The sequence below is a fragment of the Secundilactobacillus hailunensis genome (assembly GCF_005405185.1).
Taxonomy (GTDB): domain Bacteria; phylum Bacillota; class Bacilli; order Lactobacillales; family Lactobacillaceae; genus Secundilactobacillus; species Secundilactobacillus hailunensis.
In genome coordinates, this window is the sequence record NZ_BJDO01000020.1 from 1 (window position 1) to 15,724 (window position 15,724).

General features: G+C 44.5%; 14 protein-coding genes. 4 read left to right on the plus strand and 10 right to left on the minus strand.

The window, feature by feature from the left end; all coding sequences use genetic code 11:
• Nucleotides 1–271: 271 nt before the first annotated feature.
• Complete coding sequence (locus FFM73_RS06710; protein ID WP_137631009.1) at nucleotides 272–1,441, minus strand: aminotransferase class I/II-fold pyridoxal phosphate-dependent enzyme; 1,170 nt, start codon at nucleotides 1,439–1,441, stop codon at nucleotides 272–274.
• Nucleotides 1,442–2,072: 631 nt separating this feature from the next.
• Between FFM73_RS06710 and FFM73_RS06715 the strand changes: the two genes are divergently transcribed.
• Nucleotides 2,073–3,473: an amino acid permease gene (locus tag FFM73_RS06715; protein ID WP_137631010.1), complete on the plus strand. Its 1,401-nt coding sequence runs from the start codon at nucleotides 2,073–2,075 to the stop codon at nucleotides 3,471–3,473.
• A 362-nt stretch (nucleotides 3,474–3,835) separates the two neighbouring features.
• Nucleotides 3,836–5,233 (plus strand): amino acid permease, encoded by a 1,398-nt coding sequence (locus FFM73_RS06720; protein ID WP_137631011.1) that lies wholly within the window; start codon nucleotides 3,836–3,838, stop codon nucleotides 5,231–5,233.
• A gap of 223 nt (nucleotides 5,234–5,456) precedes the next feature.
• Here FFM73_RS06720 and FFM73_RS06725 read toward each other — a convergent pair whose 3' ends face one another.
• The 6 genes from FFM73_RS06725 to FFM73_RS06750 form a co-directional block, all read right to left on the minus strand.
• Nucleotides 5,457–5,999 carry a phosphoribosyltransferase family protein gene (locus FFM73_RS06725; RefSeq protein WP_137631012.1) on the minus strand — a complete coding sequence of 181 codons (543 nt, stop codon included), beginning with the start codon at nucleotides 5,997–5,999 and terminating at the stop codon, nucleotides 5,457–5,459.
• Between the two features lie 145 nt (nucleotides 6,000–6,144).
• Nucleotides 6,145–6,741 carry a cell division protein ZapE gene (locus FFM73_RS06730; RefSeq protein WP_137631013.1) on the minus strand — a complete coding sequence of 199 codons (597 nt, stop codon included), beginning with the start codon at nucleotides 6,739–6,741 and terminating at the stop codon, nucleotides 6,145–6,147.
• Between the two features lie 21 nt (nucleotides 6,742–6,762).
• Nucleotides 6,763–7,716, minus strand: coding sequence for an alcohol dehydrogenase catalytic domain-containing protein (locus FFM73_RS06735; RefSeq protein WP_137631014.1), 954 nt, complete (start codon nucleotides 7,714–7,716; stop codon nucleotides 6,763–6,765).
• 18 nt (nucleotides 7,717–7,734) lie between these two features.
• Nucleotides 7,735–8,190, minus strand: coding sequence for a MarR family winged helix-turn-helix transcriptional regulator (locus FFM73_RS06740; RefSeq protein ID WP_137631015.1), 456 nt, complete (start codon nucleotides 8,188–8,190; stop codon nucleotides 7,735–7,737).
• Nucleotides 8,191–8,206: 16 nt separating this feature from the next.
• Nucleotides 8,207–9,205 (minus strand): amidohydrolase family protein, encoded by a 999-nt coding sequence (locus FFM73_RS06745; RefSeq protein WP_171001229.1) that lies wholly within the window; start codon nucleotides 9,203–9,205, stop codon nucleotides 8,207–8,209.
• A gap of 108 nt (nucleotides 9,206–9,313) precedes the next feature.
• Entirely contained in the window at nucleotides 9,314–10,120 is an 807-nt protein-coding gene (locus FFM73_RS06750; RefSeq protein WP_171001230.1) for an alpha/beta fold hydrolase, read from the minus strand.
• A gap of 364 nt (nucleotides 10,121–10,484) precedes the next feature.
• Between FFM73_RS06750 and FFM73_RS06755 the strand changes: the two genes are divergently transcribed.
• The gene (locus FFM73_RS06755; protein WP_137631018.1) at nucleotides 10,485–11,231 is read left to right on the plus strand and encodes an SDR family NAD(P)-dependent oxidoreductase; all 747 of its coding nucleotides are present in this window, start codon (nucleotides 10,485–10,487) and stop codon (nucleotides 11,229–11,231) included.
• Nucleotides 11,232–11,385: 154 nt separating this feature from the next.
• Here FFM73_RS06755 and FFM73_RS06760 read toward each other — a convergent pair whose 3' ends face one another.
• Both FFM73_RS06760 and trxA read right to left on the minus strand, forming a co-directional pair.
• Nucleotides 11,386–11,625 carry a metal-sensing transcriptional repressor gene (locus tag FFM73_RS06760; RefSeq protein ID WP_137631019.1) on the minus strand — a complete coding sequence of 80 codons (240 nt, stop codon included), beginning with the start codon at nucleotides 11,623–11,625 and terminating at the stop codon, nucleotides 11,386–11,388.
• A gap of 43 nt (nucleotides 11,626–11,668) precedes the next feature.
• Entirely contained in the window at nucleotides 11,669–11,986 is a 318-nt protein-coding gene (gene trxA, locus FFM73_RS06765; RefSeq protein WP_137631020.1) for a thioredoxin, read from the minus strand.
• Nucleotides 11,987–12,157: 171 nt separating this feature from the next.
• Between trxA and FFM73_RS06770 the strand changes: the two genes are divergently transcribed.
• Complete coding sequence (locus FFM73_RS06770) at nucleotides 12,158–14,626, plus strand: FAD-dependent oxidoreductase (protein ID WP_137631021.1); 2,469 nt, start codon at nucleotides 12,158–12,160, stop codon at nucleotides 14,624–14,626.
• Between the two features lie 180 nt (nucleotides 14,627–14,806).
• Here FFM73_RS06770 and FFM73_RS06775 read toward each other — a convergent pair whose 3' ends face one another.
• On the minus strand, nucleotides 14,807–15,679 hold the full coding sequence (locus tag FFM73_RS06775; RefSeq protein ID WP_137631022.1) for an SDR family NAD(P)-dependent oxidoreductase: 873 nt from the start codon (nucleotides 15,677–15,679) through the stop codon (nucleotides 14,807–14,809).
• Nucleotides 15,680–15,724 lie beyond the last annotated feature (45 nt).

Here is a 15,724-nt window from a genome sequence, read left to right on the forward strand (position 1 = left end):
CTTTCCCAAAAGAAGCGCAATTGGAGGCTTGTTTACCGTGGAATTATGAACCTGATCAGCAATTAGTAACTGAATGAAATACAAAAACGGACTAACTCAAATATGAGGAAGTCCGTTTTGTGTTTCAATACGTCCGGTTATAGTGTGCTTACTCTCCTCTTTAATCCAATCTACAATCAGTCACCCTCTATGACAATATACGAAAAGTACACTGATTCTCCGTTTAGGGAATCAGTGTACTTTTCGTATATGCTTTAAAATATTTTCTTAATTAAGCCAATACGCCTAATTTCGTTAATTCCTTAGTCAGCGCATCCACCGCAGCGTGCAGGTTTTCATTGCTGGAAGCATAACTGATCCGTAGTGCCTGCGGATCGCCAAATGGTGCTCCTGGCATCAATCCAACGTGGTAGTCCTTCGCCAATTGACGGGCAAAGGCAAAGCTATCGAGCTGGCACTGTTCTGGAATCTTCATGAAAATGTAGAACGCGCCTTGGGGTTCAACGTAAGTCACGCCTAATTTTGTCAGTTCCCGTTTGAGGTAGTCACAGCGTTTCTCATAGACCTTCCGCATTGCTGCAGCATCATTTTGACCATGCGTTAAAGCCTCAACGGCGGCATATTGCACGATTGATGTCGGTGTCGTAACTTGGAATTGATGGGCCTTAGCAATTTGGTCGATCACGCCAGTTGGGCCAAACGCAAAGCCGATGCGCCAGCCAGTCATGGCGTGTGATTTCGATAGCCCATTAATGATAATGGTCTGGTCTGGCAACCACCGTGACAATGAGTAATGCTGGACGCCATAGGTCAGCTCACCATAGATTTCATCACTGATCACCCAAATCTTGTTATCGCGCAATACTGGCACCAAAGCAGCTAACTGGTCTTCAGAATAGACCACTCCAGTTGGATTGGACGGATCAGTGATCACCACACCTCTGATGTTAATATCCGGGTTAGCCTGAATCGCATCCGCCACCTGCTGTGGTTGAAGTACACAGCCATTTGCGGTGGTATCGATCATAATTGGCTTCAAATGATTAACCAGTGCCATCGCCTTATAAACCGGATAAGCGGGCATCGGAATCAATACGCCATCGCCAGGTTTAAATAACGTTTTAAAAGTTGCGGCTAATCCTTCCGTGGCGCCAACCGTGCAGACGATTTGGTCAGCCGAATACTGATAGCCAAATTTTTCACGGTAATACGTTGAAGCAGCATCCCGTAATTCCTGAATACCCCAGTAGTACGGATAATGCGATTGATCAGCCTTGATAGACGCAATCGCTGCCTGTTTAATATGTTCCGGCACGTTAAAATCGGGTTCGCCCAACGTTAGCTTAACAATATCAGGATCTGCACTAATCTCATGATCGAACACTCGTAACGCAGATGGTGCGACTGACACAATATCGGGATTTAATTGATTCATTTCCATAAAAATGGACACCTCCAAGTGAACTATTCACTATGTTAACGGATATCATGCAAATAAATTAACATAGCAATATAACTATTTATTCAGTTTAATAGCAGGACTACTAATCATTAAAATCTAATTAGTCAACTAAAAACAGCTACAATATCCTTTTGTAAACTAAATATAGCAGTAATCTTGAATAAATTCCAGTCCCAATTCAAACCGAATTTTAATTTAACGTTTGATTTTTTATTATTAACTGCCCATTTAAAATACGTGAGTAAATAAACAAACTAGCGGATATTAGTATCAACTGCTCCCAGTATGACTGTTGGTACAGTCATTGAAGGCTTTAATTTATCAATCAAACTGATTTCAATCGTTATCAACCATTGCTGAAGTAAAAGACCGATTTGAACGCATAAGCTCACACGGTTGTGTAACTGTTTATTCAATTATATATTTGCTTAATTTTAAATTAAAATTTAATTAATATAGAAAAATGTATCGTCTTATTCCTACGCAACAGCATATTTAGCTATTTTTTATAATCTTTTATAGACCACTTTCTAATTAATTTCTAATTAATTGCTTGAATTTTCTATCATTTAGTGATTAAATACAAGCTAATGAGAGAAGGAGTGAGTCTATGAACAAACAAACCAATATTAATGCTGATGGCACAAAACGGGCTTTATCTAACCGACACGTTCAAATGATTGCACTGGGTGGCACGATTGGTACCGGTCTTTTCTTGGGTGCGAGTACTTCCATCAAAAAAACGGGACCTTCCATCATCTTGGTTTACATTATCATTGGTGCCTTTTTCTTCCTGATGATGAGGGGCATCGGTGAAATGCTATTTGAGGATCCATCACAACATACCTTTATTGCTTTTATTAGCCGTTACGTTGGCGACCGGACTGGTTATTTCGCTGGCTGGACTTATTGGATCGGCTTAGTCTGTGTCGGAATGGCAGAACTGACGGCAACCGCGAATTACGTTCAGTTCTGGTTTCCGCATGCTCCCAGCTGGCTGATTCAAGTCATTTTCTTACTGATTCTCACTAGTGTGAACCTAATTGCAGTTCGGTTATTTGGTGAAGCCGAATTCTGGTTTTCAATAATCAAGATCATCGCGATCCTAGCCATGATTGCCACCGGATTTTTCATGTTATTTGGTCATTTTAAAACGCCCAACGGCACTGTGAGTCTTTCAAACGTGTTTGCCGATTTCACGCTTTTTCCAAATGGTGTGAATAACTTTATCGGTTCGTTTCCAATGGTCTTCTTCGCCTTTCTCGGCATGGAGTTTATCGGGATTACCACTGCTGAAACCAAGAATCCCCGAAAGGTCTTACCTAAGTCGATCAATGAAATCATCTTCCGAATCCTGATTTTTTACGTTGGCGCACTATTCATGATTATGCTGATTTATCCATGGCGCAGCCTTTCAGTTACTCAAAGTCCCTTCGTTCAGGTCTTTTCACTAGTCGGGCTTCACGCCGCTGCTGCCATCATTAACTTTGTGGTCTTAACAGCCTCCGTCTCAGCACTCAACAGCATGATCTATTCTTCTGGCCGTCATTTCTTCCAGCTAGCCATTGAATCTCACGGTCCTTTCATGCGACATTTTCAAAAGATTTCGACTCACGGCGTTCCCGCTTTGGCAATTGTCATTTCCACGGGATGCGTCTTGTTATCGCCATTACTCAGCGTCCTACCCGGTGTGTCAAATGTATTTAGTTTGATTGCATCCGCGACGAGTGACCTTTATCTGATCGTTTATGCGCTGACGATCGTTGCCCACTATTGCTACCGCCGTTCTGCAGACTTTCTGCCAAATGGCTTTTTGATACCAGCCTATAAAATTGTGGACCCACTATTAATTGTCTTCTTTGGCGTCGTTTACCTCAGCCTGTTCTTTGACCCAAGTAACCGAATCCCGGCAATTTTAGGCATCGTCTGGTGTGTTGCCTTTGGCTTCTTCGCTTCACGGGAAAAATCGACAGTTCCAAATGTGGCACCGGTCAATCAGAAAAACGTTTAATGGTTGCAAACCAAATCTAGGATTGAGTTTGCTATAAGTCCCCCTGAGGTTGATTGATGAATTAATATCATTCATCGATCAACCTCAAGGGGATTTTCTACAGATTTTTTCAAGAACAGCACCAATTCGGTTGAATAAGCTCACATAGCAATGTAACTATTTATGCAGTTATATATTTGCCCGAATTAAATATTAAAGTTTGATTAGCGTATGTATAAATATTATTTTTACCTTAACAATGGCTTATTTAATGAATATTAATAACTATCATTTCATCAGTTCAAATCATATTCTAATTAATTGCTTGAATTTTCTATCATTTAGTGATTAAATACGAACTAATAAGAAAGGGAAGCGAGTCTATGGACAAACAGACAGATATTAACGCCGATGGCACAAAACGGGCCTTATCTAACCGACATGTTCAGATGATTGCACTAGGTGGTACGATTGGTACCGCACTGTTTTTAGGGGCGAGCACTTCAATCACTAAAACCGGACCATCGATTATTTTTGTTTATATGATTACTGGTATCTTTTTCTTCTTGATGATGCGCGCCATGGGTGAAATGCTGTATGCAGATCCATCTCAGCACACGTTCATCGCTTTTATCAGCCGTTACCTAGGCAAACGCACGGGTTATTTTGCTGGGTGGACCTACTGGATTAACCTCATCTGTGTTGGTATGGCTGAATTGACCGCGATTGCCAATTACGTTCAGTTCTGGCTGCCGCACGCCCCTAGCTGGCTGATTCAAGTCATCTTCTTAGCGCTCCTGACTAGTGTCAATCTCATTGCCGTTCGCCTCTTTGGTGAAGCAGAATTCTGGTTTGCTATGATCAAAATTATCGCTATCTTAGCAATGATTGCCACCGGCTTCTTCCTATTGTTCACTCACTTTAAAACGTCCAGCGGGGCTGTTAGTTTGACCAACATTACATCCGGATTCACACTATTTCCCAATGGAATCAAAAACTTTATCGGCGCCTTTCCAATGGTTTTCTTTGCCTTTTGCGGCATGGAATTCGTTGGGATCACCACTGCTGAAACTAAGAACCCCCGTAAGGTACTGCCAAAAGCTATTAACGAAATCATCTTCCGAATCCTGATTTTTTACGTTGGTGCCCTCTTCGTCATCATGCTGATTTATCCATGGCGCAGCCTTTCGACTAGTCAAAGTCCCTTCGTTCAGGTCTTTTCATTGATTGGCCTACGCGCTGCCGCTGCGGTGGTTAACTTCGTTGTGTTAACTTCAGCTGCTTCATCAATCAACAGTGTGATCTATTCAGCTGGGCGTCATTTTTACCAGCTGTCACTTGACTCCAACAGCTCATTTATGCATCATTTTAAACACATTTCCAGTCATGGCGTGCCAGCACGTGGCATCCTGATTTCGGTCACCCTTTGCTTATTAGCACCGCTTCTCAGTTTGTTACCCGGAATTTCAAACGTTTTCGCCCTGATTGCGGCTGCTTGCAGTGACCTCTACTTGATCGTTTACGCGCTGACCATTGCGGCCCATTATCGTTACCGTCGCTCCACTGACTTTTTGCCGAACGGGTTCCTGATGCCGGCCTATAAAATTATTGACCCGGTGCTGATCGTCTTTTTCGGAATTGTTTATCTCAGCTTATTCTTGGACGCCAATAACCAGATCCCCGCAATTCTAGGCATCGTCTGGTGTGCCGTCTTCGGCTTCTTCGCTTCACGGGAAAAATCAACCGTTCCAAATATTGCACCTAAACCTTTAAATCAATAGTAAAAAAACTGAGACATACGTCTATATTGATAAGTATTTCAACTGACTTCTTAACTGAAAATAGCAAAAAGGTAATTATTGGTTCAATACTTTAATATAGCCTAATCGTGTTCTAAAACTCAGATTCCGGCCATTTAACTCCAAAAAGCCTATTCCGACAAAGGCCGCCGAAATAGGCTTTTTGGAGTTAAATTCTGGAATCTACCGAGTTTTGTCACACATTCTAAAATAGCGGTAATGTTCCTAAATAATCAATATCCTGTCGTTTCTTAGCGGACCCTTCTGCCAAAACCGCTAATCGAGTAACAACGCATGCGCCTGCCTGTCGAAGTAACCGTTCAGCTGCTTGCAGCGAGCCACCCGAACTGATGACGTCATCCACGATGATCACCCGTTTACCTTTCAACTTAACCGCATCCGTTCCATCCAAGACTAGTCGCTGATCAGCCGAAGTCGTGATGGCTTCAACCGGTACACTCAGCGGTGAGACCATGTAGTCCTTCACCGCTTTTCGCAAGACAACATACTGCTTACGGCCGCTTAGCCACGTCATTTCCTGCGCTAACGGAATTCCCTTACTTTCCACCGTGACAAAATAATCAAACTTAACAGTTTTAACCCGATCAATCAGTCTTTCAGCAGCGTAGTGCGTCAACTCCGCATCTCCTAATAACACAAACGAGGCAATCGTCACGTCATTGGGTAATTTCATAATCGGCAAACGACGAACAAGTGGTCCCAGTTGCAAACGGTAAGTTTCTGGCATGGATTTCTCTCCTTTACTATCACCAATTCTGACAGTCAATTCTCACCCATAGAATAGAACAATCACCGCCTAATTGAAATAGTAATTCGTCTTTTAGGCAACAAAAAGAGGCCGCAAATTGCGAGCCCTTTTTTAGTCTTTAAATTTAAGCTAACGGCAACGGCGCTTCCAACTGCGGACCCTGGCCACGACGCGCACGGATCCAATCATCGCCGTACCACATCTCAGTCTTTTGACGGCCAGCAGCATAGTCCCAGAAGTTATTCCGTTCGAACTCAACCAGATGACCATTGGGGCCGAAGCCGACCCATTCATAACTGCCTTCCACCAGCATATTAGCATACTTCGCCCAGATCAATGGAATCGTGACGGTTTTGCCATCTGCATCGATGTAAGTCCGTTCTTGACCAGCTAAACTTCTCAGCGGCTCAAGCTGTTCCCGATATCCAGGTGCGACTTCCTGCCACAGTTTTTCCGCAATCGCAAAGGCTTGCTTCTCACTGGGTACCGCACCTGTCAATGGTTGAGTAAGCGCATTATACGAATAAATACTACCATCGTCACGGTGGATCACCGTCACGTGTTCTCTGCCGAGTGCTTCTTCTGGCAGATTTGCCGGTTGGTAGCGCAGCAGATGCACCTTTTCATCGTTTCGTGGGACTAATTTATCAACTACGAGTTTGTAACCATCTGGAATCTGTAAATCTGGATAAGTTTTACCAGCAATCGTTAACGCTGTCATTAGAAACCTTCTTTCATTATGTTAGGGAAGAACAACTACCTTGCCAAAGCTATCACTAGCTTCTAGGAATGCTTGTGCATCACCAGTGTGAGCTAAATCAAACGTCTCGGTAGGCTTGACATCGATATGATGAGTCTCTATCAGACTCAACATATCCTTAAACGCTGAATCACTGCTGGCAGCTCCAGACTCAAAAACCGTCAGACTGGCACCGTTGGGAAGCACAAACGCGCTAAAATCAGGCACTGTCCACTGATCTCCAAGGCCGCCAGTCATGCAGCAATAGCCGAATTGGTTAAGATGTGGCAACGAATCATTTAAAGTTGCAGGACCAACTAATTCCAAAATAGCATCAAAATGGTCCGCAGTTTGAACCTTTTTATCCTGATCCAAAACCGGCTTGTCACAACCAATGGCCTTTAATTCAGCAAATTTTTCAGCATGGCGGGTACTGCCCGAAATCGTAATTGATGGGTTGATAGCTTTGGCTAGCTTAATAGCTGCCGTCCCAACGCCACTGGTGGCGCCACGGACCAGCAAACTCTTAGCAGTATCAATATGAGCATTCTTCAGTGAGCCATACGCTGTAAAATACGTTTCCGGAACCGCAGCGAGTTCTGGCCACGACAGGTTAGTCGTTACCGGATAGATCTGCTTGTTAGGCAGTAACGCATATTCGGCGTAGCCACCGTCAAATTCACGTCCCATGCCGCCCATAATGCTGACAACTTTTTGACCAACTGGTAACCGGTCAGATTCAGTGGTATCGGCGACTTCACCGACACATTCGATGCCTAAGATTCGTGGGAATTTAACAGTTGGTGATTCACCTTTTCGGGTGTAAATTTCGGAGTGGTTAATGCCAAAGCCCTTAACGCGAACCAAACTCCAACCCGGTTTAACCTTGGGTGTTGGTACCTCTTTTAACTGTAAGGCTTCTGGCCCGCCGGCTTTTTCAATGACAATTGCTTTCATTTTGGCAACTTCCTTCCATTAATTTGTTTTATCAGTATCCCCGTGAAGCTGGGCAAATGACTGCAATATTGTAGCCAACTGCTCAGAATCAAAATTAGGGAACTGTTTTTTAGTTACTTGACGAAATAGGGCCTCTTCTTGATCCAAAATGGCCTTGATCTGAGGATAAACTTGCTGGCCTTCAGGCGTCAGCTGCAGTACTTGCGCTCGTTTATCCTTGACCGACCTGTGCCGATCTACCAGCCCTTGCTCAACCAACTGTTTAATCGCACGAGTAACATTACTGGGATTGATAAATTCAGCTTCAATTAAATCCTTTTGCGTTAGTCCAGGATTATCGTGGATCTTCAGCAAATAATAATACTGACTGGCACTCACATTCAGACGGGCCAGCTGCTGACCAAGGTGCTGACTAACTTGACGGCCAGCAATTATAAGCCATTTAACGATTGAATCATCACCGGTATCGATCACTTAATCAACCCCTTCTTTAAAGATGTAGTAAGTCGGTCACCGTTTGGCTGCCAATCTGTTCTTGATCAGCTACGGATAGTGCTGAGTCTGCGAGAAAGGTTTGAATCTTATCCGTTGGCTCATAGGGATAATCAGTCGAAAACATGACGTGATCCGCGCCAAACTCAGAAACTGCCCAGTTCAGCTGATTTTGATCAAACATCCCACTGGGTGACACGTACAGGTGCTGATGGAAATAATCAGAAACATCATGTTTGATATTAGGATGTGTCGGCATAATGGTTTCATCCATGCGGTGCATGAAGAAGCTGACCACCTCGCCCCAGTGACCCATCATGATCTTTAACCTGGGAAATTCATCAAACCGGCCAGCGAGTACCAGTCGCACAAATTCCAAGCCAGTTTCAGCATGCCAGCCAAAACCAGGTAGACCTAAAGCACCACCAGTGCCCAATGAGTATTGGTCACTAAGATAGTAAGTCGACATCACTTGCGGGTTAGTAATTGCCGGGTGAATGTACACGGGCATATCCAGTTCAGTAGCTGCCTGCCACAAGGGCTTAAACACTGGATCATCTAACCATTTACCGCCGACTCGACCGTGAATCATCGTGCCGTGCAAGCCCTTTTTAGCTGCCCGGTGCAGTTCCTTCACGGACGCGTCAACGTCTTGCAGCGGTAACGCCGCAAAGCCCGCGAACCGTGTTGGGTGAGCAGCCACAATTTCCGCCAGCTGATCATTCATCTGCTGGGCCAACGGAATCGCAATATTAACCGGTGTATTTTCCAAGCCAGCATCTGAGAGTACCTGCATCTGCATGCCGTGCTGGTCCAAGAAACTGATTCGACTTTCAACTGATTCCTGTAGCTGTTCATCAGCTGAATATTGAGCTAAACCGCCACCAATTGCCTGACCAACTTGAGGATCAATTTTTGTGTGTGCCGGCTTTGACTGCGGTGCCTGCTGTGCTGCCGGACTCGTAAAGTGTTCTTCAACACCAATTAGTTTAACCATACCTATCCTCCTATTTCCATCCCAATTACAGCCACATTCTATCACCATTTAGTTGCGCCCGCAAATAAATAGTATTGGTCTCTAACGAATTTAAAGTGACGTTGGGTGTTAGATAGCGACAGCTCTCATAAACTGCTGCCATTGCTGATCAACTAATTTTGGATCATCGATCAACAGACTGTGCCCAGCGTTATCGTCGATCACAACATGGCTATTCGGCAGGCGCTTTAATTTTGCTAAATGGTCCTCATAACCGACAATATTGTCGTGCCGTCCCAAGAGAACATAGATCGGTATCATGCGTTCAGCAAGCTGATCAAACAACTGCGCTTCATTCGAGATTGCATAATGACCATTTTGCCGGATTGAATCCCAAAATTGACTATTGAACTGTTGCTGGCCAGGTACGACTTGGTGCTGGTAAGCGGCCCAAGTTTTCAGGCTAATTATGACATTCATAAAGTAATAGCCCTTCATTGCCGCTGAGCCATCATTAGGAACGGCGTCAACGACCTTCGTCACGTGCTGGGCAACGTGCCGCTGGTCACTGGCTGCAATGACAACTGGACAAGTATTGAAAATTCCAACAACGTTACTTAATCGCTGAGCTAAGATAAAGGCCAGGTAGCCACCATAAGAGTGGCCAACTATTATCACCGGTGCGTCCCCAGCCGTCTCCTGAATAAATGCCGCCAATAAATCAGCCACATCATCGGCACTCTGGATGCCCGAAACGTTTTGCGAAGCCCCCATTCCGGGAAGATCAACGTAGTACCGCCGAAACTGGCTTTGAGCCACAATTTTCTCGTAAACGCCACTCATACTGATACCGGATAATGACATCCCGTGTAAAAAGTAGATGGGCTGACCATCACCGAACACTTGATAAGCTAGTTGCTGTTTATAAAATTTCATTTTTATCACCCACATAATTATTTTTTAATCTGTTCTTGAAGGATAACTGCTCAGCATAGCGTGAATTCTGCCAGAACACCACCAATAAGCTGTTTCACACTTTTCTGCAGCGTTCTCTTGAAACAAACGTAAGCTTCTCTTGACACTTTTATCATAGCGCCATCCTTAGTCCAGCGGTCATTCTGTGATAGATTTAGCGGATATCTTAATCTTTTCCTTCGTATTAACATTGCGCTTAATCATCAATTGAATCTTAAAATGGGACTTTTAAGCAGATTCTGTCCCTCCTTTAACCAGTCAATTTTGTATAAAATAAGTATGAAACATTATTCACAATATTGATTTACCTAAGGAGATCTTCAAAATGGCTGATATGAGTAACATTACCGCGCTGATTACCGGTGCTGCCAGTGGTATGGGCAAGGCCAGCGCGAAAAAGTTTATTAAAAACGGTGCTAAGGTTATTCTGACTGATTTAAACGAAAAAGCTGGTAAAGAGGTTCAAGCCGAATTAGGCGCGAACAGTTTATTCTTGAAGCAGGATGTTGGTAGCTTTGACAACTGGAAACGAGTCGTTGCTGATGGTGAAGCCAAATTTGGCCCCATTAACGCTTTAGTCAACAATGCCGGTATGGGCATCATGAAGACCATTGATGAGATAACCCCAGAAGAATACGACAAAGTGATCAAAGTGAATCAGTATTCTGTCTTTTATGGCATGAAAACGATCTTGCCTTCCATGCGCCGAGCTGGTGGTGGCTCGATCGTTAATATTTCCTCAATTGGCGGACTAGTGGGCATGCCCGACTCCATTGCGTATGGTGCTAGCAAATTTGCCATTCGCGGCATGACCAAGGATGCTTCTTTTGAGTTAGCCCATGAAAACATTCGGGTCAACTCCGTTCATCCTGGTGTCATCAACACCCCATTAATTCAAAACAAAGCCAACGCCTCTGCTGACCAGCAGGATATGGCTGCAAAGGTTATACCAATGCAACGAATCGGTCAGCCTGAAGAAATCGCTAACGTGATTGCCTTCTTAGCTTCCGATGAATCCAGCTATATGACTGGTGCGGAGATTGCTGCGGATGGTGGCTATACCGCACAATGATTATATGTAATTAAACTTGTTAGTTTCAGTTACTTAACCCAAATAAGACCCCTGCCGGCAGACTTGTCGACAAGGGTCTTATTTGGATTTTAGTACCTATTTTTATTTTGACCTGATAATGATCTGCCTAAAATCAGCAACCAAGTAAACTCAGTTATAATTTTTGAATCAACTTGAGTGATGACTTCAGTTCTTCGTCAGGATCTTCCGTCATCTTCTGGGAGATGTTTTCGGCAATGATCATGCCCATTACCCGCTTCACACTAGCCTCAACCGCACTTAACTGAGTAATAACATCAGCACAATCCCGGCATTCGGTCATCATGGTTTGAACGCCACGAAGCTGACCTTCCGCCCGTTTAAGTCGATTAATTAATTTCGGATCACAAGCCATTCGCGTTCCCTCCTAGTATTTACTTGGTACCACTATAGCATACTTAATCAACGTATTGGGATAGCCGAGATTTAAAGGCTGGTTCTGGGGTGAAGCCAACGATTCGGTCAACGATTTTGCCATCCTTCTTAACGATGAAGGTTGGAATCCCTTGAACTTGCATCTGCATGGCTGTCTGCTGGTTTTCATCGATATCCAGTGACTTAAAGGCCACTTTATCGCCTAGCTCATCCGCCATTTTTTCTACGATAGGATTCATCATTTTACATGGCGGACACCAAGTGGCATTAAAGTCGATCACGACGGTTCCAGAATCCGTTTCTTGGTTAAAGTTTTGATCATTAATTGGTTTTACTGACATCTGAACACCTGCTCTCTTAATTGTTAAATTTATTATACCCACCTAGGGTACTATATTCAAGTAACTTGTTTTTACCGTTAAACTGGTGATTATTAAATATATTGACAATATACCTGCGTGGGGTATAATGAATTCAAGATTAATTACTAATTTCACAAGGAGGAACAAAATATGTCTGAACGAATTATTATTGTTGGTGGTGTCGCTGGCGGTGCATCCGTTGCTACCCGGTTAAGACGCCTCAATGAAGACGCTGAAATTGTCATGTACGAAGCCGGTCCCTACATTTCCTTCGCCAACTGCGGCTTGCCCTATTACGTTGGCCAAACCATCCCTGATCGCGAGAGTTTATTTGTTTCAACCCCTGAAGATATGCAGGGCGACTTCAATATCGACGTTCACGTTAATAGTAAGGTCACAAACATCGACGCCGCAGCTAAAACCATCACCGTCCAAACTGCCAATAATACTATGGACGATCACTACGATAAGTTAGTGCTGTCTACCGGTGCTAACCCCGTTGTGCCAAAATTTCCGGGTTTAACTGAGGCCGATAACATCTTCACCGTTCGGACAGTTCCTGACGTGGATCAAATAACGAACTACATTGAAAAGAACTCACCAAAACACGCGACGGTAATCGGCGGTGGGTTCATTGGTCTAGAAATGGTGGAAAACCTGCGCAACCGTGGTCTGGCTGTTACTTTAGTAGAAGCAACGCCACAGGTCATGCCCAACCTAGACTTTGAAATGGCTCAATTTCTGCATGAACACTTAGCATTAAACGGTATCGATGTTCGCCTTAACACTAAACTGGAAGCGCTTTCTAATGGTGGACATATCCTTCAATTTGCTGGTGGTGACAGCATCAGCACTGATTTAGTCATTCTAGCAATCGGCATCAAGCCGAACTCCCAGTTAGCCCAGGATGCAGGCGTTAAAACCAATGACCGCGGCTTTATTACGGTTAATGACCATTTTGAAACTAATCTACCCGATATTTATGCCATTGGCGACGTGATCACAGTTCAAAATGCCATCACTAAGCAGACCGTTTCCGTGCCGTTAGCTGGTCCCGCCAACCGTCAAGGCCGTTACTTAGCTGACTACCTAGCTGGCTTTGACCGTCAGAATCCAGCCGTGCTGGGAACATCAGTTGCTAAAGTATTTGCGCTGACTACCGCTTCAACTGGTGCTAACGAACGCCAGCTCAAAGCCTTAAAGATCCCGTATCAAGCAATTCATCTGCATCCTAATTCCAGTGCTGGTTACTACCCGGGGGCCGCTCCCATTGAGCTGAAAGTGCTCTTCTCAACAGATGGTGAGATTCTGGGCGCTCAAGCAGTCGGCACTAAGGGTGTTGCCAAACGGATCGATATCATTTCAACCGCGATTCGCTTCCACGCCAAAGTCGCTGAACTAGCTGACGTAGAAGTCGCTTATGCCCCACCATATGCTTCTGCTAAAGATCCGGTTAACTTTGCCGGCTACATGGCAGGCGATATTCAGGATAAATTAGTGACTACTATTCAGTGGAACGAAGTGGACGATCTGCTTGCTAAGGGTGCCTACTTCTTAGACGTTCGTAACCCTGATGAACTGTTAGCTGAACCAGCATTAAAAAACGCGGTTAATATCCCACGAAACCAGATTCGTCAGCGACTGTCAGAATTACCGAAAGATCAACCAATCTACGTTTACTGTGCGGCTGGTCTGCGGGGATACAACGTTACTCGGGTGCTGACCCAACGCGGATTCAACGCTATTAATTTAGATGGTGGTCTGAAGACTTATCGAACGGCCAAATATCAACTAACTAAAACTGACCATGCAGCGACTATCCCCACTGCTGATAAGACGGGATCTCAAACACCAGCATCACAACCCGTTTCTCAAGTTGAATTAGATGCCTGCGGGCTGCAGTGTCCTGGTCCAATCTTAAAAGTTAAAACTGCCATGCAAAAACTCGACGCTGGACAACAGCTAAAAGTCACAGCTTCCGACTTTGGCTTTTACAAGGACATCGATGCCTGGGCTAAAGCCACTAACAACACGATTTTAAATAATGAGATTCAGGGAGATAAAGTTGTGGCGACGGTTCAAAAAGGTCAAGCTGAGGCCTGCCCGACTAATGCCACTGAGACCGCACCAGCCAGTATGACGAAAACCAACGAAGAAGGCACCACCATTGTCGTCTTCGATGGTGATTTCGATAAAGCTATTGCCAGTCTGATCATCGCCCAAGGCGCTGCCGCTATGGGCCAGCCGGTGACTATGTTCTTCACCTTCTGGGGCCTGAACGTCATTAAGAAACCGGGCGTCAAACTCCGTAAAAAAGGGATGGCGAAAATGTTCGATATTGCACTCCCCCATGGCGCACAAAAGTTACCATTATCCAATCTCAATATGCTGGGTGCCGGTCGTGGCCTCATGAAGAAGTTAATGCATAACAACAACGTGGACCAGCTCGATACTATGCTGCAAAAAGCGCAGGATGCCGGCGTTAAGATGGTTGCCTGCACCATGAGCATGGATCTCATGGGTGTTCAAAAAGAAGAACTCATCGACGGTATCGAACTTGGTGGCGTGGCAGCTTACTTAGGCGATGCCCGTCAACGCAATACGAGTTTATTTATTTAACTGCTAACTGGTTTTATTTTAATAGGCAGTCAATGAGCACTTTACCGAGTGGCCATTGGCTACCTATTGGAGTCGAATTGATGAAATAACACTAGGCCACCAATCACTGCTCAGATTTGAGCGGTGATTGGTGGCCTAGTAATTTAAACGATATACTGTAAGTTTTAGATCGTCATCTTTTTAGTTACTCAAACCCACAGCCTTCATACTAAAGTCCCAGAGTTCTTGTTGAACCTGCTTGTCATAAGACAGCTTAGATGAGGCTACCGGCTTATCGCTGCTACGGTCGAAGTACTTCACCGGCCCTTCAGCAAATTTATCGTCACAGATCAGGTTCGTGACCATCGTTGCTGAACCTTTGGCAGTTCCCAGAATACCAGCAAATTTAGCAAGGGTCTGCGGTGTGAAACGGGACTTGTTTTTGGCCAGTCCGGTCTCAACCATCAAACCTGGGTTTACTGTATTAACCGCAATGTGTTTGCCGGCATCAGTCAGCTGACGATCCAATTCATAGGCGAACAAGATCATGCATAATTTAGAAAATGGATAGCTCATACTGTCCACCCGCGAGTTACCGCCATAAGCCAGTGCATCCACTCCAGGCCAGGAAACACCCTTAAGCGGTGTATCGTGGCGTTCGCTGCTGACGGTCACGATTCGGCCATCGTCTGCCATCAGTGGCAGTAACAGTTGGGTGAGCAGAAAGTGCCCAAGATAATTGGTTTCAAAAATGTCGCTAAAGCCATCATCCGTTTGGTGCACCGTTCTGCCGGCAATTCCGGCGTTGCAAACTAAGCCGTAAAGTGGGACGTTTAACTGCTTAAACGCCTTAACGAAGGCTCGCACCTTAGCTAAAGAAGATGTATCTAGCTCAAGACAGGTAATATTGGCGTCAGGAACCGCCTTTAAAATCTCATCCTTAGCGGCTTGCGCTTTTGCCATATTCCGGCAGGCCATGATCAGTTGATAGTCACTGCCCTTTTTTGCAATTTGTTTAGTGGTTTCAAAACCCAATCCGGAATTAGCACCGGTGATAATTACTGTTTTTGTCATTATTGTTCTCCTTTGAAGCTGTTAAAGTTATTCTATTTCACATTG